Raw genomic sequence first — 25,523 nt, 5'->3', positions numbered from 1 at the left:
TTCACCGTTGCCCGCCGGCGCTGGTCGAAAAAACCTTGTCGCCGCCGATCCAGACCCTTTTGATGTCGAGATCGTCTGAAAGCGCAACGATGTCGGCGGCGGTGCCCTTGGCGAAGCGGCCGAGCCGGTGCGACTGGCCGATCGCCTGCGCCGGATAGAGAGAGGCCATGCGCAAGGCCTCGGAAAGCTCCACGCCCACGCTGCGATGGGTGAAACGCACAGCCGAGATCATGTCGAGATCCGCGCCGGCCAGCGTTCCATCGGCAAGCCGCAGGCTGCCGTCCTTGCGGTAGATGGTGCGGCCGTTGAGCGTGAAGGAGGTCATGTCGGTGCCGATCGTCGCCATGGCGTCGGTGACCAGCACGATCCTGCCCGGCCCCTCTTTGGCCCGCAGCGCTATTGCGATGGTGGCGGGATCGACATGGATGCCGTCGGCGATCAGTCCCGCGGACAGGCCGCCGATGTCGATGGCGGCGCCGGCCAGTCCCGGCTCCCGGTTGCCGATCTGGCTCATGGCGTTGAACAGATGCGTGACCACGCTGGCGCCGGCCTCGCTGAATGCTTTGGCCGTGGCGTAGCCGCTGTCGGAATGGCCGAGGCTGACGATGATGCCGGCCTTGGCCAAGGCCGTCACGCGGGTCGCCTCGACGGATTCGGGCGCGATCGTGGTGAGCAGCACCGGGAGCTTGGCTCTCGCCGCGATCAGCATCGCCTCGTCCTTGTCCGTCATCGGCCGGATCAGCGCCGGGTCATGCGCGCCCTTGCGGGCGATCGACAGATGCGGACCTTCCAGATGCAGCCCGAGGAACCCCGGCACTTTCCGCAGTGCCGACGCCTCGCCAGCGGCAATCGCCGCGGCGGTGATATCAGCCGTATCGGTGATGAGCGTCGGCAGCAGCGCCGTGGTGCCGAACGGCGCATGCGCCCGGCAGATGGTCTCGATCGAGGCGACATCGGGGTGATCGTTGAGCATGACGCCGCCGCCGCCATTGACCTGGATGTCGACGAAGCCCGGCGTCAGCATGCCGCCGCCGGTGTCGACGCGGCGCATATCCGCGGCAAGCGCGCCGGTGGGCAGGATGGCCTCGACCAGACCGTCGCGCACGACGAGGGCATGACCGTCATGCCAGTCGTCGCCGTCGAAAATACGGGCGCCAGTCAGGGCGAAACGGTCGCTCATACGGTCTCCGTCACCTTGCGAAGGTTGCGCGGCGTGTCCGGATCGAGGCCGCGGTGGCGCGCAAGGGCCTCGACGAACACGTAGAAGGACACGATCAGCGTCAGCGGATCGGTCAGTGGATGGCCGGTGGCGACATGCGGCAGGCGTATGGCCTTGTTCGCCAGCATCGAGGTGACGAAGACCGGCGCCCCCTTGGCCGCCAGGCTGTCGGCGGCTTCGGCTACGGACGGTTCGGACGCGTCGCGCGCGGCCAGCGCCAGCACCGGAAAATCGGGGCCGATCAGCGCCAGCGGGCCATGCATGACTTCGGCAGCACTGTAGGCCTCGGCATGCATGCCGCAGGTTTCCTTGAATTTCAGCGCCGCTTCGTTGGCCATCGCCGCGGATGGGCCGCGGCCGAGGATGAACAGCGACTTCTGCTTTTCGATCGTTTCGACGAGCACGCTCATCCAGTCACAGGCGATCGCCTTGCCGAAATGCTCGGGCAAGCGGGCAAGCGCCTTGAGAAGCGCTTCGTCGCCGGTGGAATGCGCCATCAGAGCAAGGCCGGCGACAGCGGAATTGACGAAGGTCTTGGTCGCCGCGACGCTGCGCTCGGGCCCGGCCAGGATGTCGATCGCATGGTCCGAGGCGCGCGCCAGCGGTGAATCGGCGGTGTTGGTGACGGCGATGGTCAGCGCGCCACCTGCCCGTGCGGTTTCGGCCATGGCGACGATGTCGGGGCTCTTGCCCGACTGCGAGATGGCCAGGCACGCGGAGCCGCCGAGCCTGAGCTTGCGGCCATAGATCGAAGCGATGGAAGGGCCGACCGAAGCCACCGCAAGACCGGCGGTGAGTTCGACCGCGTACTTCATAAAAGTAGCGGCATGGTCGGACGAGCCGCGCGCCACAGTGACGACGAAATGCGGGTCGCGCTCGCGAATGCCGCGGCCGGCTTCGGAAAGTACGGCACCGGAACCGTCGAGCAGGCGGGCGACGGCTTGCGGGATCTCCTCGATCTCGCGCCGCATATGGGTCGGCTCCGTCGATTTGTTCGGCTCGGTCGTCATGGTCGGCCCTCTTCGCTCGGCCCTGTCAGCCGCAGTTCGGCGACGAAATCATAAGCGTCGCCCCTGTAGATGGAGCGGGTGAACTCGATCACCTTGCCGCTCGCCAGATAGGAAATACGCTCGATGTGCAGGCCGGCAATGCCCGGCGGCACTTCGAGCAGGCGCGCGTCGCCGTCGCCGAGATTGGCGGCCGAGATGCGCTGCACCGCGCGCACCGGCCTGTTGCCGGTCAATTCCAGGGCTGCGTAGAGCGAGGAGCCAATTCCAGCGGGGTCCGGCAGCACGCTGGCCGACAGCGAGGCGCGCTCGATCGCCAGCGGCGTGTCGTTGGCTATGCGCAGGCGCGCCACGCGCGCCACCAATTCGTTCGACGACAGGCCAAGCACCATCATCTCGTCGGGCGAGGGCGCGTAAAGGCCGCGGTCGAGCCAGGCCGAGCGCACAACCATGCCGCGCCGCGCCATGTCCTCGGTGAAGGAGGTCAGCCGCGACAGCGACTGCTCGACCCGCTCCATGCGCGGCGCCACGAAGGTGCCGGAGCCGTGGCGCTGGACCAGGATGCCGCCCTTGACGAGGTCCTGCACCGCCTTACGCACGGTGACACGCGAAATATCGGCCTTGATGGCGATGTCGCGCTCGGAAGGCAGCGCGTCGCCGGGCCCGATCAGACCGCGATTGACGGCATCCTCAATGCTTTTGCGCAGTTGCAGGTAGAGCGGCGCACCGCTTTGCGAGGACTGTTTCAGCGCGGCGAAGATCTGGTCGGCGGCGTCGCTCATCGAGCCGCTCCCCTCGGCGCGAACAGGCGGACCGCCATCTGCACGGCGCCGCCGAGCGCATCGTCGAGCGGCTCCCGAAGCAGCGCCCGGTAGCGTGCAGACAGGCGCGGCGCGTAGAGCGGCGCCAGCCCGCCGAGCAGGCAGAGCGGCGCGTCTGCCGCGAGATCGAGAGCGCCGAGCGAGGCCTCGACATCGGCGACCGCCTTGTCGAGGATCCAGTTGGCGACCGCGTCGCCCTTTTCGGCATGTTCGAACACTTTGGGGGCGAAGCCGCCGAAATCGCCGGGCTTGGCATTGGTGGTGAACTCGACCACATCCTCCGGATTGTCGCGGAACACGGCCATCATGCTATCGGTCAGCGGCGTGCGCGCTCGCACGCCATCATGGGCAAGCAGGGTCTGTTCGAGCAGGTCGCGGCCGATGCGGGCGCCGCTGCCCTGGTCGCCGACCTGGAAGCCCCAGCCGCCGATGGCACGCGACTTGCCGTTCTTGCGCGCCATGTAGGCGGTGCCGGTGCCGAGGATCGCCATGGCGCCGTCGCCGGAACCGACTGCGCCTTCCAGCGCGATTTCGGCATCGGTTTCGACGCGGCTGGTGCTGAACGGCAGGATCGCCTCGAGCTGCTGCCGGTAGGTGCCGACATTGGCGCCGGCGAGGCCGAGAATGGCCGGTGTTTGCGGGATCAGGTCCGAATCCTGGCCAGCCGCGACAAAGGCTTGCCGCGCCGCCTCGACGATGTTCGACCGGGCGCCGGTCAGGTCGGTGCGGATGTTGGCGGCGCCGCTTTTGGCGCGGCCGAGCACCGTGCCGTCCGCCATTGCCAGGGCCGCCCTGCAGCTGGTGCCGCCGCCATCGATGCCAAGCACGAATTTCACGTGATTTCTCCTCCAGGCCGATAATACCAATAAAATACCAATAGCCAAGGGTTAATTTCCGCTGCAAAAAGGTTAGAGCGTATTTCACTGAAAAACTTGGCCATTTACCTGCGCCAGCGATTTCGGTACCGCGAATTCGTTAATGCGTGTGGACAAGTGGTATTTTTTTGGTATTGTTTTTCGAATTGGAGGAATTGGGATGGCGGAAACGCGCACCGAAGCGCTGCACAGGAATGCCGAGGGGCTGGATATCCAGGCTCCCGAAGCCATCCTTGCTTCGCTGGCCGATGCGCAGGTCGAGGCGGCGAAGACCGTGCACAACGCCATTCCCTCCATTGCCAAAGCGGCCGAGATCATCACCGGCAGCCTGAAGGGCGGCGGCAAGCTCGCCTATGCCGCGGCCGGCAGCTCCGGCCTGATGGCGCTTGCCGATGCGCTGGAGCTGCCCGGCACCTTCGGCATCCGTCGCGACCGCATCGCCATCCTGATCGCCGGCGGCGATGGGGCCTTCAGAGCCCTGGCCGGCGGCCCCGAAGACGATACCGAGGAGGCCGCGACAGCGGTCGCCAACGCCGGCATCGGCAAGGGCGACTGCCTGATCGCAATCTCGGCCAGTGGCACCACGCCCTATGCGCTACGGGCGATCGAGGAAGCCGCCCGTCGCGGTGCGGCCACCATCGGCATCGCCAACAACCGGGACTCGGCTCTGCTGCGTCTGTCCGGAACCGCCATCCTGCTCGAAACGCCGCCGGAAGTGATCGCCGGCTCGACGCGCATGGGCGCCGGCACGGCCCAGAAGATCGCCCTCAACATGCTGTCGACGCTCGCCGCTATCCATCTCGGCCATGTCCATGACGGCTACATGGTCAATCTCATGGCCGACAACAGCAAGCTGCGCGACCGCGCGGCGCGGATCGTCGCGGCCATCAGCGGCGGCAGCCGCGACGACGCGGCCCGTTTGCTCGAAAAGAGCGGCGGTGCGGTCAAGACCGCCATTCTGCTTGCCGCCGGCGCCGACAGCGCCGACACGGCGCAGAAGATACTGGAAGAGGCCGGCCAGAAGCTGCGGCCGGCCCTTTCCGCGCTGGGGCATGATCCCGAAAAGTGGAGACCGCTTCTCGGAAAAGATCATGCTCGAACAAAGAAATAGAGCCTGTTTCATCCCGGTGTCCATCGGGGTGAAGCAGGCTTGCGAGGGGAGCAAGGGGCGCAACGCCTCTGTTCTCATCAAAACCGAACCTGAAAAAGGTCAACAGGGAGACTGAGCATGACAACGAAACTACTGACGGCACTGCTTCTGGGCACCAGCATTCTCGGCTCCGCCGGGATGGCTTACGCCGAGGACGTAACGCTCAACATCGAAAGCTGGCGCGGCGACGACCTTGCCATCTGGAAGGACAAGCTGATCCCCGCTTTCGAAGCCAAGAACCCCGGCATCAAGGTGGTGTTCGCGCCCTCGGCGCCGACCGAATATGACGCGGCTCTCGGCGCCAAGCTCGCCGCCGGTTCGGCGGGCGACCTGATCACCTGCCGCCCGTTCGACAAGTCGCTCGAGCTGTTCAAGAAGGGCAATCTCGCGGACCTCTCCTCGCTGCCGGGCATGGACAACTTCTCGCCGGTGGCCAAGTCCGCCTGGCAGACCGACGACGGCAAGGCGACCTTCTGCGTGCCGATGGCGTCGGTCATCCATGGCTTCATCTACAACAAGGACGCCTTCGACAAGCTCGGCATCAAGGTGCCGGAGACCCGTGACGAGTTCTTCGCCGCGCTCGACAAGATCAAGGCCGACGGCACGTACATCCCGATGGCGATGGGCACCAAGGATCTCTGGGAAGCCGCGACCATGGGCTACCAGAACATCGGCCCCAACTACTGGAAGGGCGAGGAAGGCCGTGCGGCCCTCATCAAGGGCGAGCAGAAGCTGACCGACAAGGACTGGGTGGCGCCCTATGAGGAACTGGCCAAGTGGAAGCCCTATCTCGGTGACGGTTTCGAGGCGCAGACCTATCCGGACAGCCAGAACCTGTTCACGCTCGGCCGCGCCGCCATCTACCCGGCCGGCTCGTGGGAAATCGGCCTGTTCAACACCCAGGCCCAGTTCAAGATGGGCGCCTTCCCGCCGCCGGTCGAGAAGGCCGGCGACACCTGCTACATCTCCGACCATACCGACATCGGCATGGGCCTGAATGCGGGCTCCAAGCATGCGGATGCGGCCAAGACCTTCCTGTCCTGGGTCGCCTCGCCGGATTTCGCCACCATCTACGCCAACGCGCTGCCGGGCTTCTTCAGCCTGAACTCCTCGCCGGTGAAGATGGAGGACCCGCTGGCCCAGGAATTCGTCTCCTGGCGCGGCAAGTGCAAGTCGACGATTCGCTCGACCTACCAGATCCTGTCGCGCGGCACGCCGAACCTCGAGAACGAGACCTGGGTCGAATCGGCCAATGTCATCAACGGCACCGATACGCCGGAAGCCGCTGCCAAGAAGCTGCAGGACGGCCTCGACAGTTGGTACAAGCCCGCCAAGTAAGGCTCGGGCAATGAGCTGGGCCGTTCCAAGTGGACGGCCCAGCGTTTTTCGATAGCATCGACTGCGAAGGACGGCGCCGCCCCTTATCCGCCTGCCGGCACCTTCTCCCCGTACAGTGACGGTGAGAAAGGGAGTTGCCGCAATGCTGGCGACCTCCTCTCTCCGTTCTTCACCGGGAGAGGGTAAGGATGAGGGGCACCGCTGTTGTCGAAAGCATTTTCCCAGACCTGATCGGTGGGGACCGAACTCATGGCCGCACAAGCACGACCGAAAAGACCGATCCGCTGGCATATCGCCGTCTTCCTGGCGCCGGCGGTGCTCGTCTATACGGCGATCATGATCCTGCCGCTCGCCGGCACTTTGCAGCTGTCGCTGTTCCGCAACATCGAGCAATCCCAGGTCTTCGTCGGGCTGGCAAACTTCCGCACCCTGTTCGGCGATCCAAACTGGTCGGTGAATTTCTGGAACGCGCTGCGCAACAATGTCTGGTTCTTCATCATCCACATGCTGGTGCAGAACCCGATCGGCGTACTGCTGGCCGCACTTCTGTCCAGCCCCAGGCTGCGCTTTTCGGCCTTCTACCGCACGGCGATCTTCGTGCCGACCATCCTGTCCTTCGTCATCGTCGGCTTCGCCTGGAAGCTCATCCTGTCGCCGCTATGGGGCGTGGCACCGCACATGATGGACCTGGTCGGCCTCAAAAGCCTGTTCACGCCATGGCTCGGCAAGGAGCAGTATGCGCTGACCGCGCTCAGCCTGGTCTCGGTGTGGCAGTTCGTCGGCATCCCCATGATGCTGATCTACGCCGCGCTGCTGTCGATCCCCAATGAGGTCATAGAGGCGGCGGAATGCGATGGCATCACCGGCCTGTCGCAGTTCTGGAAGATCAAGCTGCCGCTGATCCTGCCCTCGATCGGCATCATCTCGATCCTGACCTTCGTCGGCAATTTCAACGCCTTCGACCTGATCTACACCGCGCAGGGCGCGCTCGCCGGGCCGAATTATTCGACCGACATTCTCGGCACCTTCCTCTACCGCGCATTCTTCGGCTTCCAGCTGCAGGTCGGCGACCCCAACATGGGCGCGACCATCGCCACGATCATGTTCCTGATCATCCTCGGCGGTGTCTGCGTCTACCTCTTCCTCATCCAGACGCGCCTGCGTCGATATCAGTTTTAGGGGGCGATATGTCGAGCTCGAGCACCCCCCTCTGTCCTGCCGGACATCTCCCCCGCAAGGGGGGAGATCAGCTGTTGTCACGGCCTTCGCCAGCCACCAGCGATGCAGGAGATGTGTCGGCGCCAAAGCTGCCAATCTCCCCCCTTGCGGGGGAGATGGCCGGCAGGCCAGAGGGGGGTGGCTGGGTGCTGTTCCTCGGCAAAGTAGCTCCTCAGGAGACCATCCAATGAGCACCGCCACCCGTTCGCTGCCCCGCACGATCGGCGCCCATGCGGTCCTGTTGACCTACACGGCGATCGCGCTGTTCCCGGTGATCCTGGTCATCATGAATTCGTTCAAATCCCGCGCCGGCATTTTCGGCGCGCCTTTGACGCCGCCGACGCCAAAGACCTTCGACCTGATCGGCTACACCACGGTGATCGGCCAGGGCGACTTCATCCACTACTTCCAGAACAGCCTCGTCGTCACGGTCGCCTCGCTGTTCTTCGTGCTGCTGTTCGGCGCCATGGCGGCATTCGCCCTGTCGGAATACCGTTTTCGCGGCAATACGCTGATGGGCCTCTATCTGGCGCTGGGCATCATGATCCCGATCCGGCTGGCCACCGTCGCCATCCTGCAATTGATGGTGGCGAGCGGGCTGGTCAACACGCTGACGGCGCTGATCCTGGTCTACACCGCGCAAGGCCTGCCGCTGGCCGTCTTCATTCTGTCGGAATTCATGAGGCAGGTGTCGGACGACCTGAAGAACGCCGGCCGCATCGACGGCCTGTCGGAATACACCATCTTCTTCCGGCTGGTGCTGCCGCTGGTGCGGCCATCGATGGCGACAGTCGCCGTCTTCACCATGATCCCGATCTGGAACGATCTGTGGTTCCCGCTGATCCTGGCGCCGTCGGAAGAGACCAAGACTGTGACCCTCGGCGCGCAGCTCTTCCTTGGCCAGTTCGTCACCAACTGGAACGCCATCCTGGCCGCGCTCTCGCTGGCGATCATGCCGGTGCTGATCCTCTACGTCATCTTCTCGCGGCAGCTGATCCGCGGCATTACGTCAGGAGCCGTCAAGTGAGCGGACAAATCTCTGTTGGAGCCTTCACCCCCCCCGGCGCTGCGCGCCGACCTCCCCATCAAGGGGAGGTCGAAGGTCACGGCTTCATTCACGACGGCCAAGGGACACGTTTCGGAGAAGCCTCTTTGAGCGTGGCGGGGGTCACGCCGACGTCCTACCATCCCTCGATGGGGAGGTCGGCGCGTAGCGCCGGGTGGGGTGACACCCTCTCAAGACAAATCAGGATATCTGGAGCAGCTCCGTGAACTCTGAATCCCCCCTTCGCGTCGTCGTCGCCGGCCTCGGCAATATGGGCCGCAGCCATGCGCTCGCCTATCACACCAATCCGGGCTTCGAGATCGCCGCGTTGATCAACCGCTCCGACGTGCCGCTGCCGAATGGGCTGTCGGGCTACGGCATCAGGCGCTCCTTCGACGATGCGCTGCGCGACGAAAAGCCCGATGTCGCCTGCATAGCCACTTATTCCGACAGCCACGCCGACTATGCGGTGAGGGCGTTCGAGGCCGGCTGCCATGTCTTCGTCGAAAAGCCCCTGGCGACGACGGTGGCCGACGCCAGGCGCGTCGTCGCGGCCGCCAAGGCCAATGGCAGGAAACTGGTGATCGGCTACATACTGCGCCACCACCCGTCCTGGATCAGGCTGATCGCCGAGGCGCGCAAGCTCGGCGGCCCTTATGTCTTCCGCATGAACCTCAACCAGCAGTCCTCCGGCCATACCTGGGAGACGCACAAGCAATTGATGCGCACGACCTCGCCGATCGTCGACTGCGGCGTGCATTATCTCGACGTCATGCTGCAGATCACCGACGCCAGGCCGGTCGAGGTGCGCGGCATGGGCGTGCGGCTGACCGAGGAGGTGGCGCCCACGATGTACAATTACGGCCACCTCCAGGTGCTGTTCGATGACGGCTCGGTCGGCTGGTACGAGGCCGGCTGGGGACCGATGATTTCGGAGACCGCGTTCTTTGTCAAAGATGTCATCTCGCCGACGGGCTGCGTGTCGATCGTCATGAAGGAAGGCGTTAAGTCCGACGACATCGACACTCACACCAAGACGTCGACCATCCGCCTGCACAGTGCGAAAACCGGCGCGGACGGCAAGTTCGCCAAGCCAGACGAGATGCTGTCGATGGAGGGCGAACCCGGCCACCAGGATCTCTGCGATCTCGAACAGGCTTTTGTCCTCAAGGCGATCCGCGAGGATATCGATCTCACCCGCCATATGGACGACGCCGTGAAATCGCTCGCCGTCTGCCTTGCCGCCGACGAGAGCGTGCGCAGCGGGAAGGCGGTGCGATTGTGAAAAGGGAGCTAGCGGCAGGGGTTGCGGTCTACGGCGCCCCCCTCTGGCCTGCCGGCCATCTCCCCCTCAAGGAGGGAGATCAGCTGTCGGCATGGCCTTCGCCGATCACAAACGTCAAAAAGAGTGTTTCAGCGTCAAAGCTGCCAATCTCCCCAGTTGAGGGGGAGATGTCCGGCAGGACAGAGGGAGGCGCCCTGGCGCCCACTCATCAATTTGGAGGACTGCCGTGGGCTCGCTGAAGATCGAGAATGTGAAGAAGGCCTTCGGCCCGGTCGAGGTGCTGAAGGGCATCGACCTCGAGGTGACGGATGGCGAATTCGTCGTCTTCGTCGGCCCCTCGGGCTGCGGCAAGTCGACTTTGCTGAGGGTGATCGCCGGGCTGGAGGATTCGACCTCGGGCCGGGTGGTCATCGATGGCGCGGATGTCTCGGCTACGCCGCCGGCCAAGCGCGGCATCGCCATGGTGTTCCAGACCTATGCGCTCTATCCGCACCTGACGGTGAAGAACAATATGGGCCTTGGCCTCAAGCAGGCCGGCACGCCGGCGCCCGAGATCGAGCGCCGCATCGGCATCGCCTCGTCCATGCTGTCGCTTGAGCCCTATCTGGAAAGGCGTCCCGCGGAACTCTCCGGCGGCCAGCGCCAGCGCGTCGCCATCGGCCGCGCCGTGGTGCGCGAGCCAAAGCTGTTCCTGTTCGACGAGCCTTTGTCCAATCTCGACGCGGCACTGCGCGTCAACACGCGGTTGGAAATCGCGCAGCTGCATCGCCGCCTCAAGGCGACGATGATCTACGTCACCCACGACCAAGTCGAGGCGATGACGCTGGCAGACAAGATCGTGGTGCTCAATGCCGGGAAAATCGAGCAGATCGGCGGACCGATGGAACTCTACAATTCGCCGGCGAACGAATTTGTCGCGGGCTTCATCGGCTCGCCGAAGATGAACTTCATCGACGGCGCCAGGCTTGGGGAAACCGCCAAGAGCATCGGCGTGCGGCCGGAGCATCTGACTGTCGACCCGAAATCCGGCGCCTGGAAAGGCACGGTCGTGCATGCCGAGCACCTCGGCGCCGACACCAATCTCTATCTCGACTGCGAGAAGGCCGGGCTGATCACCGTGCGCATTTTCGGTGTTTATGACGCCGAGCCGGGGGCGACACTTTATGCAACGCCGGATCCGGCGAAGACCTATCGGTTTGGCGCGGATGGGAAGGTGCTGAAGTAGTATCGCAACATAGTTGGCGCTGCCCCTCATTCGCCTGCCGGCACCTTCTCCCCGTATAGTGACGGGGAGAAGGAAGATAGCTCCAGCGCCGGCGATTGGCGAAAGCAGCAACGACAGCGTCCTTCTCCCCGTTCTACGGGGAGAAGATGGCGGCAGCCAGATGAGGGGCGGCGCGACTCGTGAAAGTTATGCGTCAGCCCTGAACGTCTGCTTCTGCTGGCCCAACCCTTCGATGCCCAGCTCCACCACGTCGCCGGCCTTCAAGAACACCGGCGGCTTCATGCCCAGGCCGACACCGGGCGGCGTGCCTGTCGAAATGATGTCGCCAGGATGCAGCGACATGAACTGGCTGAGATAGGACACAAGATAGGCGACGCCGTAGACCATGGTCTTCGTCGAGCCGTTCTGCATGGTCTTGCCGTTGACGGTCAGCCACATCTTCAGGTTCTGCGGATCCGAGACCTCGTCCTTGGTCACCAGCCATGGGCCGGTCGGGCCGAACGTGTCGCAGCTCTTGCCCTTGGTCCATTGGCCCTGGCGCTCGGCCTGGAAGGCGCGCTCGGAGACATCGTGCGCGACGCAGTAGCCGGCGACGTAATCGAGCGCATCGGCCTGGCTGACATATTTTGCCGTTTTGCCGATGACGACGCCGAGCTCGACCTCCCAGTCGGTCTTCTCCGAGCCGCGCGGGATCAGCACGTCATCGTCCGGTCCGACGATGGCCGAGCTGGCCTTCATGAAGATGATCGGCTCCGGCGGCACGGTGGCGCCGGTCTCGGCGGCGTGGTCGGAATAGTTGAGGCCGATGCAGATGAACTTGCCGGTGCCGGCAACGCAGGCGCCGAGCCGCGGCTTGCCGGAAACCGCCGGCAGCGACTTTGCGTCGAGCTTGGACAGCATCTCCAGCGAGGCCGGGTGAAGCGTGGTGCCGGCAATGTCGGCGACATGGGCGGAGAGGTCGCGGATCGTCCCATCCGCATCGAGCAGGCCGGGACGTTCGCTCCCCACCTCGCCATAGCGCAGCAGTTTCATTTAGACCCTTCTCCTGGTTGCGGCCTCGCGGCCTTTTGCAAACTCTTCACCGAAACGAATGGCTCCCGTTTGGGAAGCCGGCGGACCGTACCACCGGCCTGATCCAGGGCAAGCGCGGACACCATATAGTGATCGCCGGTGAGCGGGATTTTCAGACTCCTCGATCCGGTCAGATCGACCAGCCACCATCGATATTGTAGGCCTGCCCGGATGTGTAGGTGGCGCCGGCCAGATAGACGGCCAGATCGGCGATTTCCTCCGGCGTGCCGAGCCGGCCCATCGGCTGGCGCGCGATGAAGGCGGCGCGCGCGGCTTCATAATCGCCCTGCGCGTGCATGCGATCCTGCAGCGACGGGCTTTCCACCGTACCGGGGCAGATGGCGTTGCAGCGTATGCCCTTGCCGACATAGTCGGCCGCGACTGCCTTGGTCAGGCCGATCACCGCAGCCTTGGTGACACCATAGGCGAAACGGTTCGGCACGCCCTTCTGCGAACTCGCCAGCGAGGCCATGTTGATGATCGACCCGTCTGCGCGCTCCAGCATGCCGGGCAGCACGGCGCGGATGGTGCGGATCATGGCGCGAACGTTGAGGTTGAGAGCGAAATCGAGATCGCTGTCCTTCATCTCCAGGATCGAGCCGGAGTGGACGAAACCGGCGCAGTTGAACAGCACGTCGACGCGGCCGATCCCGGCGAAGGCGGTGTTGACCGCCTCGTCATTGAGCACGTCGACCTTGCGTGTCTTGATCCCGGCAGTCTTGGCGAGTTCCGCCAGCAGCGTTTCGTTGATGTCGGTGGCATGGACGGTAGCTCCTGCCTTGGCGAAGGCGAGCGCGCTTGCCTTGCCGATGCCTTGCGCCGCTGCCGTGATGACGACGACCTTGCCTGCCAGATCCGCCATGCTGTTCTCCTCCTGGGTTAACTGCCTTTATCGGCGGCCTGCGAAGGCGTCATGTGCCAGTCACAGGCCATGATGTGGCCTGCTCTGTCAGTTCACAGATAAAGATGTTTTTTCTCGTTAAAGAACATAAGCCCGAGCGTCAAGCCCGAACCCGATCTCCATCGTGACAGCATGGAACGTCAGTCGCCGTAGGGCACCCAGACGTTCTTCACCTCGACGGCGCGGCGCAGCAAAACATCGCCAGCGGCTTCTTCCGAGGCCCAGTCGAGGCTACGGCCATTGCCGCTCCAGATACGTTTGAGGTTGCCGACGGACTCGACCTCCGCCTTGGCGCAGGTGTCGGCATCGGCGAACAGCCAGAGCCCATCGACATCGTCATGCTTGGCCAGCACGCCGGCAAGTTCGGCCGTGCGTCCGGTGACGATGTTGATGGCGCCGGCAGGCACGTCGGAATATTCGATGACCTGATAGAGATCGGTGGCGAGCAGCGGATGGCGCTCCGAAGGCACCGCGACCACCGTGTTGCCCATTGCCAGCGCCGGCGCGACCAGTGAGATGAACCCGAGCAGCGGCTGATTGTCGGGCGCGACGATGCCGACGACGCCAACCGGCTCATGCAGCGCCAGCGTCACCGCCCGTGCCGGTGGCTGGTGCACGCGCCCCTCGAACTTGTCGGCAAGTCCGGCATAGAGAAACAACCGCTCGATCGACTGGTCGACCTCCTCGCGTGCCGCCTTGGCGGTCGCGCCCGTGAGCTGGACGAGACGGGCGGCGAACTCCTCCGCCCGGCCGGAGAGGTTTTCCGCCAGATAGTAGAGCACCTGTGAGCGGTTGTAGGCGGTCGCCTCCGGCCAGCTCTTGCAGGCCCGCGCCGCGGAGACGGCATCGCGTATATCCTTGCGGTTGCCCAAGCCGACTTCGCCGGCAAGCTTGCCCTTGGCGGTGACAACCGCCAGCGAGTAGTTGCCATCGGGCCGAACCTGTTTGCCGCCGATGAACAGTTTTGCCGTCCGGTCGATTGCTGCGCCATCGGCCTGTTCAACGGGTTGTGCCGAGACTGTCGCCGGCTTGATGACCGGGCCGAGCGGCAGCTTTGCCGTGAGATATTCGAACATGCCTTCGCGCCCGCCCTCGCGGCCGAAACCGCTCTCGCGGTAGCCGCCGAAGCCGCAGGCGGCGTCGAACATATTGGTGCCGTTGACCCAGATCACGCCGGCCTTCAATTGCGGTGCGACGTGCAAAGCGAGGTTGACGTTTTCGCTCCACACCGAAGCGGCAAGGCCATAGCGGGTGTTGTTGGCGAGCTCGATCGCTTCCTCGGTGTTGCGGAACGTCATGGTCGCCAGAACGGGGCCGAATACTTCTTCCTGGGCGAGAATATTAGCCGGCGAAACGCCGGTAGCGAGGGTCGGCAGATGGTAATAGCCGGATGAGGGCAGCGCCGCATCCGGCTGCCAGCAGACCGCCCCCTGTTTTGCGCCCTCGGCGACCAGGCCCTTGACGCGATCGAGCTGCGTCAGATCGACCAGCGGGCCGATATCGGTGTTCTTGTCCAGCGGGCTGCCGACGCGCAGCCGGCTCATCCTGACCTTGACCTTGGCGAAGAACGCTTCGGCGATGCCTTCCTGCACCAGCAGCCGCGAACCGGCGCAGCAGACCTGTCCCTGGTTGAACCAGATGCCGTCGACCAGGCCTTCGACGGCGCTGTCGAGATCGGCATCCTCGAACACGATGAAGGCCGACTTGCCGCCAAGCTCCAGCGACAGCTTCTTGCCCGAGCCGGCGGTAGCCTTGCGGATGATCTTGCCGACTTCGGAAGACCCGGTGAAGGCGATCTTCTGGATGCCGGGGTGTTTGACGATGGCCGCACCCGCTTCCGGGCCGCCCTGCACGATGTTGACGACGCCTTTCGGCACGCCGGCGCGTTCGCAGATTTCGGCGAACAGGATGGCTGTCAGCGGCGTGAACTCGGCCGGCTTCAGCACCACCGTGCAGCCGGCGGCCAGCGCCGGCGCGATCTTCCAGGCCAGCATCAAGAGCGGAAAGTTCCACGGGATGATCTGGCCGACGACGCCGACGCCCTTGTGGCCGGGGAAATCCCTGTCCAGCGCCTGCGCCCAGCCGGCATGATGGATGAAGTGGCGGATCGCCAGCGGCACGTCGATGTCGCGGCTCTCGCGGATCGGCTTGCCATTGTCGATTGTCTCAAGCACCGCGAGCAGGCGCTGGTGGCGCTGCATGGCGCGGCCGATGGCATAGAGCACTTTTGCCCTGGTATAGCCCGAGGAGGCCGACCATTTCGGCAGCGCCTTGGTGGCCGCCGCGACCGCCGCGTCGATGTCGGCGGCGCCCGCGTCCGAAACCTTGGCCAGCAGCTTGCCGGAAGAAGGCTCGCTGGTCTCGAAGGTCTTGCCGCCCCCAGCCGCCTTCCAGGTGCCGTCGATGAACAATGCCTTGGAAAAATCGCGCACGGCAAGCCAGGCGTCGGCCTCGTTGCGGGCTTCCGGCGCCGGACCGTATTCCATGGCGTGATAGCGTTCGAGAATGTTCATGGGGCCCTCCAGATAATTGCCTCGGCAAGCGCTCTGTCGCGCCCCCCTCTGTCCTGCCGGACATCTCCCCCACAAGGGGGGAGATTGGCAGTTTCAGCGTGTCGCTGCCCTTGCGACGTTGAAAATGGACGAAAACAAGGAAGCGCGTGATCTCCCCCCGTATGGGGGAGATGTCCGGTAGGACAGAGGGGGGCGCCGTAGGGCTCCACGTTCGAGCCCTGACTCAAGCCATCGCGTGGCGATGATTGGCCGAATAATGCCCGGTCAGGTGATGCTCGAGCTGCCTCTCGATATCGGTGAGAAGGCTCGAGGCGCCGAAGCGGAACAGATCCGGTTCCAGCCATGGCCGGCCGAGTTCTTCCTTCATCAGCACCAGCCAGTCGAGCGACACCTTGGCGGTAGAAATGCCGCCGGCCGGCTTGAAGCCGATGAGATAGCCGGTCTCCTCGAAATAGGCCCTGATGGCGCGCACCATGGCAAGGCCGACGGGCAGCGTGGCGTTGACGCTTTCCTTGCCGGTCGAGGTCTTGATGAAATCGGCGCCCGCCATCATTGCCAGCATAGAGGCCAGCATCACATTGCGCAGCGTGGCGAGGTCGCCGGTGCCGAGAATGACCTTCAGATGCGCATCGCCGCAGGCAGCGCGCATCGAGACGATCTCATTGTAGAGCTCGCGCCATTTGGCCCCGAATACCAGGCCGCGCGGGATGACGACATCGATCTCGTCGGCGCCGTCGCGCACCGAGGCCTCGATCTCCTGGAGGCGGGTCGACAGTGGCGCAAGACCATGCGGGAAGGCAGTGGAGACGGCGGCGACATGGATGCCGGTGCCGCGCACGGCGTCGACCGCGGTGGCGACGAACGGATGATACACGCAGACGGCGGCCGGGCGGATGGGTTCGCCCGCAATGCCCAGGCCCTCGGCGATGTCGCGGCGCAGCGGATTGATCGCTTTGGCGCAAAGCCGGCGCACGCGCTCTTCCGTGTCGTTCGAGTTGAGCGTCGTCAGGTCCATGCAGGCTATCGCCCGCAGCAGCCAGGCCGCCTGGTTGTCGGCCTTGATCGAGCGCCGCTTGGTCAGGCTGGCGACGCGCCGTTCCAGCGCCGAGCGGTTGACGCTGCGCACCGACTCCAGAAAGCCGAGGTCGAGCTTCATGCCGGGATTGCGCGCGATGCGATGATCCAGCGGGAGGGCGGTGTTGGCGGCGGCGCGCGCCGGCAGCGGCATCACCTTGGCCTCGGCCTCGCGGATTGTGCTGCTCATCTCCTGCCCTTTCACTCAGCGACTGCGCTTATGTCTAGGTGTGTATCGTCTTCCCAAACCGCTCGGCACTTTTGGGCGACACGCACGAAGATAGCCCGCGAAGCCGCGCTTCACGAGTCCTCAAGCGAGGATAGCTAAAAAAGGCCGCGAAAGCAGCTAATTTTTGACCAGAAGGTCAAAAGCTCGATCGCCGGAGAAGAGCAGGCCTCAGCCGACGAAGGCGCGCTCGACGACAAAAGTCGAGGGATGGCTGAGCGAGCCTTCCTGGAAACCGAGGCTCTCGGCCATCTCCTTGACGTCCTTGAGCATATGCATCGAGCCGCAGATCATGATGCGGTCGGTCTCGGGATTGAGCTTCTCTATGCCGAGGTCGGCGTAGAATTTGCCGGAGCCGATCAGCGCGGTGATACGGCCCATGCGGGCCGACTCCTCGCGGGTCGTGGAGTTGTAGAGCGTGACACGGCCGCCGGTCAGTTCGCCGATCAGCGGGTCGCTTTCGAGCGCCGCCACCAGTTCCTGGCCATAGGTCAGCTCGGCATTGTCACGGCAGGTGTGGGTCAGGACCAGCTGCTCGAATTTTTCATAAGTGTCAGGGTCACGCAGCAGGCTGGCGAAGGGCGCGATGCCGGTGCCGGTGGAGATCATGAACAGCCGCTTGGCCGGCGTCAGCGCGTCGACCACCAGCGTGCCGGTCGACTTCTGGCGCATGATGACGGTGTCGCCGACCTGGATCTTCTGCAACTCCGAGGTCAGGGGGCCGTCCGGTACCTTGATGGAAAAGAATTCCAGCTCTTCGTCCCAGGCCGGGCTGGCCACCGAATAGGCGCGGAACACCGGCTTCTCGGCATTGGGCAGGCCGATCATGACGAATTCGCCGGAACGGAAGCGCAGCGACTGCGGACGGGTGATGCGGAACGAGAACAGCCGGTCGGTGTAGTGCTTCACCGAGACCACGGTTTCGGCATAGACATTGGCTGGAATCGGAAATTGCAGCGGGCGGGCGCCGGCGGTGTTGAACGCGGATGTGGTGTTCATCAAATCCAACCTTCTGGCCCAACTCACGAACGCGGGCGCCAAACCTTATTCCTGCGCGCCCGGACCGTTCAGGTTCCGGCGTGCTGCTCGCACACTCCAAAGCGGTAAGCTCTTGTGTCCGGAATTTATTAGTATACAAACGATATTTGCGTCAAGATGCCGCCGTAAAACACCTTTCCAAACTGTGACATATCCGTAGTCCCAGCATTTCGGGTTTCGACAATGAAAGAGAATTTTTCGGTGCAGCCGCCGGATTCCCTGGGCAGTGTCGTCGCCGGCATCGACGTCGGCGGAACCTTCACCGATCTGCTTCTGATTGATGGCAAGGATGGCGGGCGGGTACATATCGCCAAGACGCCCACGACCGTCGACAACCAGGCCTTCGGCGTCGTTTCGGCGCTCGATACCACCGGCTTTCCGATCGACGGCATCGATCTTATCGTGCATGGCACGACGACAACCACCAACGCGGTGCTCGAACGCCGGCTGGCGAAGACCGGCATGATCACCACGCGCGGCTTTCGCGACGTGATCGAGCTCGGCCGGCGCACGCGGCCGCAGCCCTATGGCATGACCGGCACCTTTGTTCCGGTCATCCCGCGCAACCTGCGGCTCGAAGTGTCCGAGCGCGTCGAGGCGTCGGGAGCGGTACGCATGCCACTCGACGAAGCCGAAATGCGCGAGGCGGTGAAGGCGCTGATCGATGCCGGCTGCGAATCCCTGGTCATCCACTTCCTGCATTCCTACGCTAACCCTTCGCACGAGCGGCGCGCCGCCGAGATCGCCGCCGAACTCTGGCCGAACGACTACATCACCGCGGGTCATGCGCTGCTGTCGGAAGCGCGCGAATTCGAGCGCGGCGTCACCGCCTCGGTCAACGCTTCGGTGCAGCCGATCCTCGAGCGCTATGTCGAGCGGCTGCGCAAGGAACTCGCCGACAAAGGCTACGCCCGCGACTTCCTGATCATGAACGGCAATGGCGGTATGATCTCGGCCCGCTTCGTCACACGTGAATCGGCCAAGACCGTGATGTCCGGCCCGGCCTCGGGCGTCATCGCCGCCGCCTACACGGGCAAGCGCGCCGGCTTCGAAAATCTCGTCACCTACGACATGGGCGGCACCTCGACCGACGTGGCGCTGATCCGCAACGCCGAACCGGCGGTTTCGAACGAGATCGAGATCGAATACGCTATGCCCATCCATGTGCCGATGGTGGCGGTACACACGGTCGGGGCCGGCGGCGGCTCGATCGCGCGCGTCGACGCGGCAGGCCTGATCCAGATCGGCCCGGAAAGTGCCGGCGCCAATCCAGGCCCGATCTGCTACGGCCGCGGCGGCCTGGAGCCGACCATCACCGACGCCAATCTGGTGCTCGGCCGGCTGGCGTCGAAGAAGCTGCTTGCCGTTGACAATCCGGTCACATCAGAGCGTGTCACCGGCATTTTCGCCGACAGGATCGGCAAGGCGACGGGCTTGTCCGGCGTCGAAGCAGCCGGCGCGGTGCTCAGGCTCGGCAATATGAAGATGGCCGGCGCCATCCGCATGGTGTCGGTGTCGCGCGGTCACGATCCGCGCGATTTCGCGCTGTTCGCCTTCGGCGGCGCCGGCCCGCTGCACGCCACCGCCCTGGCGCGCGAACTCGGACTGCCCCGGGTGCTGGTGCCGGCTCGGCCCGGCATCACCAACGCGCTGGGCTGCGTCGTCGCCGATCTGCGCCACGATTTCGTCAACACCATCAACCGGCCGGTAGGCGTTCTTGATGAAAGCCAGCTCCATCGGGTTTTGGAACGGCATCGAAACGAAGGCGAGGAGCTGATCGCCAAGGAGGCGGTGAAACCGCAGACCATCCGCGTCACCCATTCCGCCGACATGCAGTTCGTCGGCCAGACCCACATCATCAACGTGCCGCTGCCGTCCTCGTCGGTGACCCGGCAGGAGCTGCAGGCGCTGTTCGAAAAGGCCTATTTCGCGCGCTTCAAGGTCGAGCTGCCGGAAATCCGCGCCAATCTGGTCAACTTGAACACCTCGGTGACGGGTGTCAGGCCGGCGATCGATCTGTCGCGGCTGATCGACCCCGCCGGGCGGGCAAAGACGCTCGACGAGGCCCGGCGCGAGATCCGGCCGGTCTGGTACAGCGGGCGCTGGCATGACACGCCCGTATACGCACGCGAAGAACTGCCGCTCGATGTGATCATCGAAGGGCCCGCGATCCTCGAACAGATGGACGCTACCACGGTGCTCGAACCCGGCGACCGTGCCCGCTCGGACGCCGACGGCAACATCATCATCGACATTGGCGAGGCCTGAGATGCAAAAGCTCGACGCCATCACGCTCTCGGTTCTCCAGGCAGCCCTGCAGCAGGTCTGCGATGAGATGGACCTGACCTTTTCCCGCGCCGCCTTCTCACCTGTCATCGCCGAGGCCAATGACCGCTCCGACGGCATCTATTCGGCCGTCGACGGCTCGCTGATCGCGCAAGGCAGCCAGGGCCTGCCGGTATTCGTCGGCGTCATGCAATATTCGACCAGGACGGTGATCGAGATGATCGCCGACGGCCGCTGCCTGGCCCCGGAGCCGGGCGATATCTACATCGTCAACGACCCGTATCTCGGCGGCACGCATCTGATGGACGTGCGCTTCGTCATGCCGGTCTACCGGGACGGCAAGATTTTCTGTTGGCTGTCCAACACCGGTCATTGGCCCGACATTGGCGGTTCGGTGCCCGGCGGCTTCTCGGCTTCGGCGACGGCGGTCGAGCAGGAAGGCTTGCGGCTGCCGCCCGTCAAACTGTTCAAGAAAGGCGTACTCGACCCGGAGATCTACGCCATCATCTGTTCGAACATCCGCGTCGCCGACCAGCGCATCGGCGACATCAGGGCGCAGGCTGCCGCACTGCTGATCGGCCAGGATCGGCTCAATGGAATTCTGGATCGTTACGGAGACGAAACTGTTGTCGAGGCGATCGCAGAACTGCGCCGCCGCGCCGCCGAGCAGATGCGCGCCAACATAGCGGCCATTCCCGACGGGACCTACCGCTCGAAGGCCTTCGTCGATTCCGACGGCGTGGTCAACGAGCCGCTGACCATCGCGCTCGCCGTCGAGAAGAAGGACGACACCCTGACTTTCGATTTCGCCGGCTCGTCAAAGCCCTGCGCGGGGCCGATGAACAGCGTGCTGGCGACCACCTTGTCCTCGGTTTATCTCGCCATGCGCCATATCTTCCCCGATGTGCCGATCAGCGCCGGCGCCTTCGAGCCGCTCGAGGTCAAGCGGCCGGAGGGTACCTTCCTGGATGCCAGATATCCCCGCCCGGTCTCGGGCTGCGCCGCGGAAGTGTCGCAGCGCATCGCCGAGGCGGTGTTTGCGGCCATGGTGCAGGCGCTGCCCGACAAGGTAACGGCGGCGCCCGCCGGCTCCAGCGGCAATTTCGCGCTCGGCGGCAACGATCCGGCGCGCGGCCGCGACTATGTCATGTACCAGATCTCTGGTGGCGGCTATGGCGGCAATGCCGGCCATGACGGGCTGACCAATGGCTGCTCGACCATCGGCATCTCCAAGTCGCCGCCGGTCGAGATCATGGAGCAGGCCTTTCCGGTGCTTTACCGTCACTATGCGTTGCGCGAGGGCTCGGGCGGCGCCGGCAAACATCGCGGCGGCTTTGGCCTTGCCTACGAGGTCGAGATCCTGCGTGGAGAAGCCCGCGCCTCCTTTGTCATGGACCATGGCCGCTTCGGCCCGCAAGGCGCGCTCGGCGGCCGGGATGGCGAGCCCAACACGGTGGCCGTCATCCGCGACGGGAAGGAACATGTGCCGCCGCACCTCTCCAAGGAGCAGGACATCGCGCTCAAGGCCGGTGACCGCGTCCGCGTCGGTACGCCGGGTGGTGGCGGCTACGGCGATCCGCGTGAGCGCGATCCGGAACTGGTGGCTCAGGACGTCAGGCTTGGTTATTATACGGCTGAACAGGCCAGGGATTTGTTCGGCGCCGCATGAACTCGCTGGCGCCTTGTTCGACCCGGAGGAGTAAGGCCGCGGCCTGGTCCGGCTTGCTCGGAAATCGTTTTGGCCTCTCCTGCGGGTCCATGATATGATTTGCGAATGAAGTATCTTAATTCAAGAACCGGCCGCTCAGCCAAGACGGGTCATTTCGTGCTGACGAGAGCGCATGGCGAGAAAATCAGCGCTGTCGAAGGTATGAAGTTGTCGTCCCGCATGGCGAAAATACTCAACCATAGTGTGCGGCAAGGGTTGTCCGGTGACGAGCGGCGCTCGCTGATCAAAGAAGAAATCCGCAAAAAGAAATAGGCCGTTGGTCTACGCTGCCGAGTTCGATCCACTCTGCTACCCCGGCACGACCGTGCTTATGAATCTGCTTGATATCCGCGAGCAGGCAGAGCTCGATGAGGTCGAGCTCGCCTTGTTCCTGACTCGCGCGGACGAGCCCCTTCCGGCAGGCGAACTCGACTACCGTCACTATCTCCACCTGCATCGGCACCTGTTCCAAGACGTGTATGCTTGGGCCGGTCAGCCGCGCACCATCCGGATCGGCAAGGGTGGCAGCTGGTTTTGCTATCCCGAGCACATCGCCAGCGAGATGGTTCGGGTGTTCCGTGAACTTGGCGACCCCGACTCCTTGGCAGACCTAGACAGCCTCGGTTTTGCGAGGCACGTGGCCCACATCGTTGCGGAGGTCAATGCCGTTCATCCTTTTCGCGAAGGCAACGGCCGTACCCAACTCACCTTCCTTGCGATGCTTGCTGAACATGCGGGCTTCACATTCAACGCCGATATCCTGGAGCGAGATCGCGTTATTCAGGCGATGATTGACAGCTTCGGTGGTTCCGAGGCGCCGCTTCAAACGCTTATCGAAGACATCATCGCGTAGCTCAGCCGCTCACCCCCTCCGGTCCAGCTTCGCCACCAGCCGGTCGCCCACCCACTGGATGCCGCAGACCAGGATGATCAGCACGATCACCACGGCGATCATCACTGACGTCTCGAACCGCTGGTAGCCGTAGCGGATGGCGAGGTCTCCGAGGCCGCCGGCGCCGATCGCGCCGGCCATGGCGGAGGCGCCGACCAGCGTCACCAGCGTCACGGTGAAGCCCGCGACGATGCCTGGCAGCGCTTCCGGCACCAGCACCTCGCGGATGATCGTCCAGCGGTTGCCGCCCATGGCGCGCGCCGCCTCGATCAGGCCATGGTCCACCTCGCGCAGCGACACTTCGGCGATGCGCGCGTAGTAGGGCGTGGCGGCGATCGACAGCGGCACGATCGCCGCCCAGGTGCCGATCGAGGTACCGACGATCAGCCGCGTCACCGGGATCAGCGCCACCAAAAGGATGATGAACGGCACCGACCGGAAGCCGTTGATGACTGCGCCGAGCACGCGGTTGACCCACAGGCTTTCGGCGATGCCGCCGCGTTCGGTGGCGATCAAGGCGAGACCAAGCGGCAGGCCGAAAACCAGCGAGATGAGGCCGGAAGCGGCCGTCATCAGCACCGTCTCCCAGATCGACCGCAGCAGAAGCTCAAACAGGATCGGCGACATGGCCAAGCACCTCCACCCGCGCCTGGCGGGACTTCAGGAATGCGATCACTCGCGCGAGATGGCTTGCATCCTTGCCGGGAACAGAAAGGAACAATGTGCCGACCGGCTGCTGCTGGATATGGTCGATGCCACCATGGATAAGGCGGAACGGGCCAGGCACCGTCGCCGCGAGATCGGACAGCAATGGGCTGCGCGCGGTCTCGCCGGCCACATCCACGCGCAGGATCGTCTCCGCCCCGGTCGCGGGCAGCAGCCGGGCCGAGAGCTCGGCCGGCAATTGCGGCCGGATGGCGCCAAGCAGGCTTTTCGTAATGTTCGAGCGCGGCTCGGCAAATACCGACCAGACCGGGCCTTGCTCGACGAAGCGCCCGGCGTCGATCACCGCCACGCGGTCGGCGATCGAGCGGATCACCTCCATCTCATGGGTGATCAAAAGGATGGTCAGGCCAAGCTGCCGGTTGATGTCCCTCAGCAAGGCGAGGATGGACCGCGTCGTCTCCGGGTCAAGCGCGGAGGTAGCTTCATCCGACAACAGCAGCGCCGGCCGCGCGGCCAGTGCCCTGGCGATGCCGACGCGCTGCTTCTGTCCGCCCGACAGCGATGCCGGATACGCCTTTGCCTTCTCCGACAGGCCGACCAGTTCAAGCAGTTCGGCGGCGCGCATCAGCCGCTCCGCCTTCGGGCGGCCCTCGATCTTGAGCGGTAGCGCCACATTGTCCTCGACCGTCTTGGCCGACAGCAGGTTGAAATGCTGGAAGATCATGCCGATGCGGCGCCGCAGCGGCTGCAGGTCGCGCTCGCCGAGCCGGCTGATCTCGCGGCCTTCGATGAAGACTTCACCGGAATCCGGCCGCTCCAGCCCGTTCAGGCAGCGGATCAGCGTCGACTTGCCGGCGCCGCTGCGTCCGATGATGCCGAGGATCTCCCCCTTGCGCGCCGTCAGCGAAATGCCGTCGAGTGCCGCCGTCGCGCCGAAGCGGCGCTTCAGGTCGACGAGCCGCACCACGTCTTGCGGCGGTGGGCCTGTGCCCTCCATGGCTTCTGCGGTTGCTGAGAAATGCTGGTTCATGCGCGGATCCCGAATACGATCGCGGCCCGCGCACCGCGCGGACCGCCTTCATGTCAAATGCACTAACAGCCTCAATAGGCGCTGAGGCCGGTGCCCTTGTAGACCTTGTCGAACTCGGCTTTCACCGCCTCGTTCTGGTAGGAGGCGACCAGCGTCTTCACCCAGGGCTCGTTCTCATTGCCAACCTTGACCGCGATGAAGTTGCGGTAGGGGTTGTCGGCGATAGGCTCCTGCGCGATACGGTTTTCCGGTGTCAGGCCGCTCTTCAGCGCCCAGTCGGTGTTGACCACGGCGGCATCGAGATCCTCGACGGAGCGGCCGACAATGCCGGCGTCAAGCTCCTTGATCTCGACCTTCTTCGGGTTTTCCGCGATGTCGGCGGTGGTGGCGAGAATGCCGGTGCCGTCCTTCAGTTTAATCACGCCCTCGTTCTGCAGCACGCGCAGCGCCCGGCCTTCATTGGAGGGATCGTTCGGCACGCCGATCACCGCGCCCTCGGGCAGGTCGGCGATCTTCGTATATTTCTTGGAGTAGAGGCCGATCGGCCAGACGCCGGTATAGCCGACGCGCACGATGTGGTAGCCCTGTGTCTTGATCTGGTTGTCGAGATAGGGCTGGTGCTGGAAGGCATTGGCGTCGATCTCGCCGCGTTCCAGCGCCTCATTGGGCTGGGTGTAATCGTTGAAGACCACGGTTTCGATGCTGAGGCCCTTTTGCGCCGCCTGGGCGACGACGACGCGCCAGACATCCTCGTCCTCGCCGCTGATGATGCCGACCTTGATCGCCTTCTTGTCCTCGGCGAACGAAGCGCTGGGCGCAATCAGCCCGGCGACCGCGACCGCCGAAGCGAAAAGCAAGCCAAGACCCGCGCGGCGGTTGAAATATGACGAGAGGGAAGACGACAAGGTGTTCCTGAAATCGGACATGATGGATCT

Annotated in this window: 22 protein-coding genes; 10 read left to right on the top strand and 12 right to left on the bottom strand. The window is 64.4% G+C overall.

Translation table 11 applies throughout. The features are described 5' to 3' along the window. Nucleotide 1: 1 nt before the first annotated feature. The 4 genes from nagA to LB547_RS16075 are packed head-to-tail and all read right to left on the bottom strand — an operon-like array spanning nucleotide 2 to nucleotide 3,883. Nucleotides 2–1,180 carry an N-acetylglucosamine-6-phosphate deacetylase gene (gene nagA, locus LB547_RS16090; protein ID WP_140559106.1) on the bottom strand — a complete coding sequence of 393 codons (1,179 nt, stop codon included), beginning with the start codon at nucleotides 1,178–1,180 and terminating at the stop codon, nucleotides 2–4. Beyond that, nucleotides 1,177–2,229, bottom strand: coding sequence for an SIS domain-containing protein (locus LB547_RS16085; protein ID WP_140559105.1), 1,053 nt, complete (start codon nucleotides 2,227–2,229; stop codon nucleotides 1,177–1,179). The genes nagA and LB547_RS16085 overlap by 4 nt, the downstream gene beginning before the upstream one ends. Continuing rightward, entirely contained in the window at nucleotides 2,226–3,008 is a 783-nt protein-coding gene (locus LB547_RS16080; RefSeq protein ID WP_140491609.1) for a GntR family transcriptional regulator, read from the bottom strand. Before LB547_RS16080 ends, LB547_RS16085 begins: the two co-directional genes overlap by 4 nt. Then, complete coding sequence (locus tag LB547_RS16075; RefSeq protein WP_140559104.1) at nucleotides 3,005–3,883, bottom strand: N-acetylglucosamine kinase; 879 nt, start codon at nucleotides 3,881–3,883, stop codon at nucleotides 3,005–3,007. The genes LB547_RS16080 and LB547_RS16075 overlap by 4 nt, the downstream gene beginning before the upstream one ends. 199 nt (nucleotides 3,884–4,082) lie before the next feature. Between LB547_RS16075 and LB547_RS16070 the strand changes: the two genes are divergently transcribed. From LB547_RS16070 to LB547_RS16045, 6 genes are all read left to right on the top strand, one after another. Then, nucleotides 4,083–5,033, top strand: coding sequence for an N-acetylmuramic acid 6-phosphate etherase (locus LB547_RS16070; protein WP_140763033.1), 951 nt, complete (start codon nucleotides 4,083–4,085; stop codon nucleotides 5,031–5,033). Between the two features lie 117 nt (nucleotides 5,034–5,150). Beyond that, a complete protein-coding gene (locus LB547_RS16065) occupies nucleotides 5,151–6,410 on the top strand; it encodes an ABC transporter substrate-binding protein (protein ID WP_140685619.1) in 1,260 nt (419 codons plus the stop codon). 249 nt (nucleotides 6,411–6,659) lie between these two features. Next, complete coding sequence (locus tag LB547_RS16060) at nucleotides 6,660–7,589, top strand: carbohydrate ABC transporter permease (RefSeq protein WP_140524307.1); 930 nt, start codon at nucleotides 6,660–6,662, stop codon at nucleotides 7,587–7,589. A gap of 226 nt (nucleotides 7,590–7,815) precedes the next feature. Then, nucleotides 7,816–8,655, top strand: coding sequence for a carbohydrate ABC transporter permease (locus LB547_RS16055; protein ID WP_140728776.1), 840 nt, complete (start codon nucleotides 7,816–7,818; stop codon nucleotides 8,653–8,655). Nucleotides 8,656–8,896: 241 nt separating this feature from the next. Further along, the gene (locus tag LB547_RS16050; RefSeq protein ID WP_140763030.1) at nucleotides 8,897–9,958 is read left to right on the top strand and encodes a Gfo/Idh/MocA family protein; all 1,062 of its coding nucleotides are present in this window, start codon (nucleotides 8,897–8,899) and stop codon (nucleotides 9,956–9,958) included. Between the two features lie 226 nt (nucleotides 9,959–10,184). Further along, nucleotides 10,185–11,183, top strand: a complete 999-nt coding sequence (locus tag LB547_RS16045) for an ABC transporter ATP-binding protein (RefSeq protein ID WP_140514224.1) — start codon at nucleotides 10,185–10,187, stop codon at nucleotides 11,181–11,183. Between the two features lie 186 nt (nucleotides 11,184–11,369). Here the strand turns inward: LB547_RS16045 and LB547_RS16040 are convergent, their stop codons facing one another. The 5 genes from LB547_RS16040 to LB547_RS16020 form a co-directional block, all read right to left on the bottom strand. Next, nucleotides 11,370–12,215: a fumarylacetoacetate hydrolase family protein gene (locus LB547_RS16040; RefSeq protein WP_140514225.1), complete on the bottom strand. Its 846-nt coding sequence runs from the start codon at nucleotides 12,213–12,215 to the stop codon at nucleotides 11,370–11,372. A gap of 169 nt (nucleotides 12,216–12,384) precedes the next feature. Beyond that, nucleotides 12,385–13,116: an SDR family oxidoreductase gene (locus tag LB547_RS16035; protein WP_140514227.1), complete on the bottom strand. Its 732-nt coding sequence runs from the start codon at nucleotides 13,114–13,116 to the stop codon at nucleotides 12,385–12,387. A gap of 179 nt (nucleotides 13,117–13,295) precedes the next feature. Beyond that, a complete protein-coding gene (locus LB547_RS16030) occupies nucleotides 13,296–15,668 on the bottom strand; it encodes an aldehyde dehydrogenase family protein (protein ID WP_140559098.1) in 2,373 nt (790 codons plus the stop codon). Nucleotides 15,669–15,891: 223 nt separating this feature from the next. Continuing rightward, nucleotides 15,892–16,932 (bottom strand): deoxyribose-phosphate aldolase, encoded by a 1,041-nt coding sequence (deoC, locus tag LB547_RS16025; protein WP_140559097.1) that lies wholly within the window; start codon nucleotides 16,930–16,932, stop codon nucleotides 15,892–15,894. Nucleotides 16,933–17,139: 207 nt separating this feature from the next. Continuing rightward, the gene (locus tag LB547_RS16020; protein ID WP_140491577.1) at nucleotides 17,140–17,967 is read right to left on the bottom strand and encodes a ferredoxin--NADP reductase; all 828 of its coding nucleotides are present in this window, start codon (nucleotides 17,965–17,967) and stop codon (nucleotides 17,140–17,142) included. 222 nt (nucleotides 17,968–18,189) lie between these two features. Here LB547_RS16020 and LB547_RS16015 point away from each other — a divergent pair, with 222 nt between their 5' ends. The 4 genes from LB547_RS16015 (at nucleotide 18,190) to LB547_RS16000 (ending at nucleotide 22,853) form a co-directional block, all read left to right on the top strand. Then, nucleotides 18,190–20,274: a hydantoinase/oxoprolinase family protein gene (locus LB547_RS16015; protein ID WP_140763028.1), complete on the top strand. Its 2,085-nt coding sequence runs from the start codon at nucleotides 18,190–18,192 to the stop codon at nucleotides 20,272–20,274. A gap of 1 nt (nucleotide 20,275) precedes the next feature. Then, the gene (locus tag LB547_RS16010; protein ID WP_140763025.1) at nucleotides 20,276–21,961 is read left to right on the top strand and encodes a hydantoinase B/oxoprolinase family protein; all 1,686 of its coding nucleotides are present in this window, start codon (nucleotides 20,276–20,278) and stop codon (nucleotides 21,959–21,961) included. Between the two features lie 105 nt (nucleotides 21,962–22,066). Then, on the top strand, nucleotides 22,067–22,273 hold the full coding sequence (locus LB547_RS16005; RefSeq protein ID WP_140491571.1) for a hypothetical protein: 207 nt from the start codon (nucleotides 22,067–22,069) through the stop codon (nucleotides 22,271–22,273). 4 nt (nucleotides 22,274–22,277) lie between these two features. Continuing rightward, nucleotides 22,278–22,853, top strand: a complete 576-nt coding sequence (locus tag LB547_RS16000; RefSeq protein WP_224618431.1) for a Fic/DOC family protein — start codon at nucleotides 22,278–22,280, stop codon at nucleotides 22,851–22,853. Nucleotides 22,854–22,862: 9 nt separating this feature from the next. Here the strand turns inward: LB547_RS16000 and LB547_RS15995 are convergent, their stop codons facing one another. The 3 genes from LB547_RS15995 to LB547_RS15985 all read right to left on the bottom strand — a co-directional run bounded on the left by LB547_RS15995 (nucleotide 22,863) and on the right by LB547_RS15985 (nucleotide 25,514). Beyond that, nucleotides 22,863–23,519, bottom strand: coding sequence for a methionine ABC transporter permease (locus tag LB547_RS15995; RefSeq protein ID WP_140491569.1), 657 nt, complete (start codon nucleotides 23,517–23,519; stop codon nucleotides 22,863–22,865). Beyond that, nucleotides 23,500–24,588, bottom strand: a complete 1,089-nt coding sequence (locus LB547_RS15990) for a methionine ABC transporter ATP-binding protein (RefSeq protein WP_140763022.1) — start codon at nucleotides 24,586–24,588, stop codon at nucleotides 23,500–23,502. Before LB547_RS15990 ends, LB547_RS15995 begins: the two co-directional genes overlap by 20 nt. A 71-nt stretch (nucleotides 24,589–24,659) precedes the next feature. Continuing rightward, on the bottom strand, nucleotides 24,660–25,514 hold the full coding sequence (locus LB547_RS15985; protein WP_140491565.1) for a MetQ/NlpA family lipoprotein: 855 nt from the start codon (nucleotides 25,512–25,514) through the stop codon (nucleotides 24,660–24,662). Nucleotides 25,515–25,523 lie beyond the last annotated feature (9 nt).

The organism is Mesorhizobium sp. B264B1B (genome assembly GCF_020165765.1).
In the GTDB taxonomy this organism is placed as follows: Bacteria; Pseudomonadota; Alphaproteobacteria; order Rhizobiales; family Rhizobiaceae; genus Mesorhizobium.
Note: the sequence above shows the minus strand (reverse complement) of the source record. Positions and strands in the feature narration are given on the sequence as shown.

Bases quoted from the DNA above. Each gene is read 5' to 3' on its own strand.
- LB547_RS16085 (WP_140559105.1), bottom strand. From the start codon at position 2,229: ATGACGACCGAGCCGAACAAATCGACGGAGCCGACCCATATGCGGCGC.
- LB547_RS15985 (WP_140491565.1), bottom strand. From the start codon at position 25,514: ATGTCCGATTTCAGGAACACCTTGTCGTCTTCCCTCTCGTCATATTTC.
- LB547_RS16070 (WP_140763033.1), top strand. From the start codon at position 4,083: ATGGCGGAAACGCGCACCGAAGCGCTGCACAGGAATGCCGAGGGGCTG.
- LB547_RS16020 (WP_140491577.1), bottom strand. From the start codon at position 17,967: ATGAACACCACATCCGCGTTCAACACCGCCGGCGCCCGCCCGCTGCAA.
- LB547_RS15990 (WP_140763022.1), bottom strand. From the start codon at position 24,588: ATGAACCAGCATTTCTCAGCAACCGCAGAAGCCATGGAGGGCACAGGC.
- LB547_RS16060 (WP_140524307.1), top strand. From the start codon at position 6,660: ATGGCCGCACAAGCACGACCGAAAAGACCGATCCGCTGGCATATCGCC.
- LB547_RS16055 (WP_140728776.1), top strand. From the start codon at position 7,816: ATGAGCACCGCCACCCGTTCGCTGCCCCGCACGATCGGCGCCCATGCG.
- LB547_RS16030 (WP_140559098.1), bottom strand. From the start codon at position 15,668: ATGAACATTCTCGAACGCTATCACGCCATGGAATACGGTCCGGCGCCG.
- LB547_RS16010 (WP_140763025.1), top strand. From the start codon at position 20,276: ATGCAAAAGCTCGACGCCATCACGCTCTCGGTTCTCCAGGCAGCCCTG.
- LB547_RS15995 (WP_140491569.1), bottom strand. From the start codon at position 23,519: ATGTCGCCGATCCTGTTTGAGCTTCTGCTGCGGTCGATCTGGGAGACG.
- deoC (WP_140559097.1), bottom strand. From the start codon at position 16,932: ATGAGCAGCACAATCCGCGAGGCCGAGGCCAAGGTGATGCCGCTGCCG.
- LB547_RS16065 (WP_140685619.1), top strand. From the start codon at position 5,151: ATGACAACGAAACTACTGACGGCACTGCTTCTGGGCACCAGCATTCTC.
- LB547_RS16005 (WP_140491571.1), top strand. From the start codon at position 22,067: ATGAAGTATCTTAATTCAAGAACCGGCCGCTCAGCCAAGACGGGTCAT.
- LB547_RS16015 (WP_140763028.1), top strand. From the start codon at position 18,190: ATGAAAGAGAATTTTTCGGTGCAGCCGCCGGATTCCCTGGGCAGTGTC.
- LB547_RS16040 (WP_140514225.1), bottom strand. From the start codon at position 12,215: ATGAAACTGCTGCGCTATGGCGAGGTGGGGAGCGAACGTCCCGGCCTG.
- LB547_RS16080 (WP_140491609.1), bottom strand. From the start codon at position 3,008: ATGAGCGACGCCGCCGACCAGATCTTCGCCGCGCTGAAACAGTCCTCG.
- LB547_RS16035 (WP_140514227.1), bottom strand. From the start codon at position 13,116: ATGGCGGATCTGGCAGGCAAGGTCGTCGTCATCACGGCAGCGGCGCAA.
- nagA (WP_140559106.1), bottom strand. From the start codon at position 1,180: ATGAGCGACCGTTTCGCCCTGACTGGCGCCCGTATTTTCGACGGCGAC.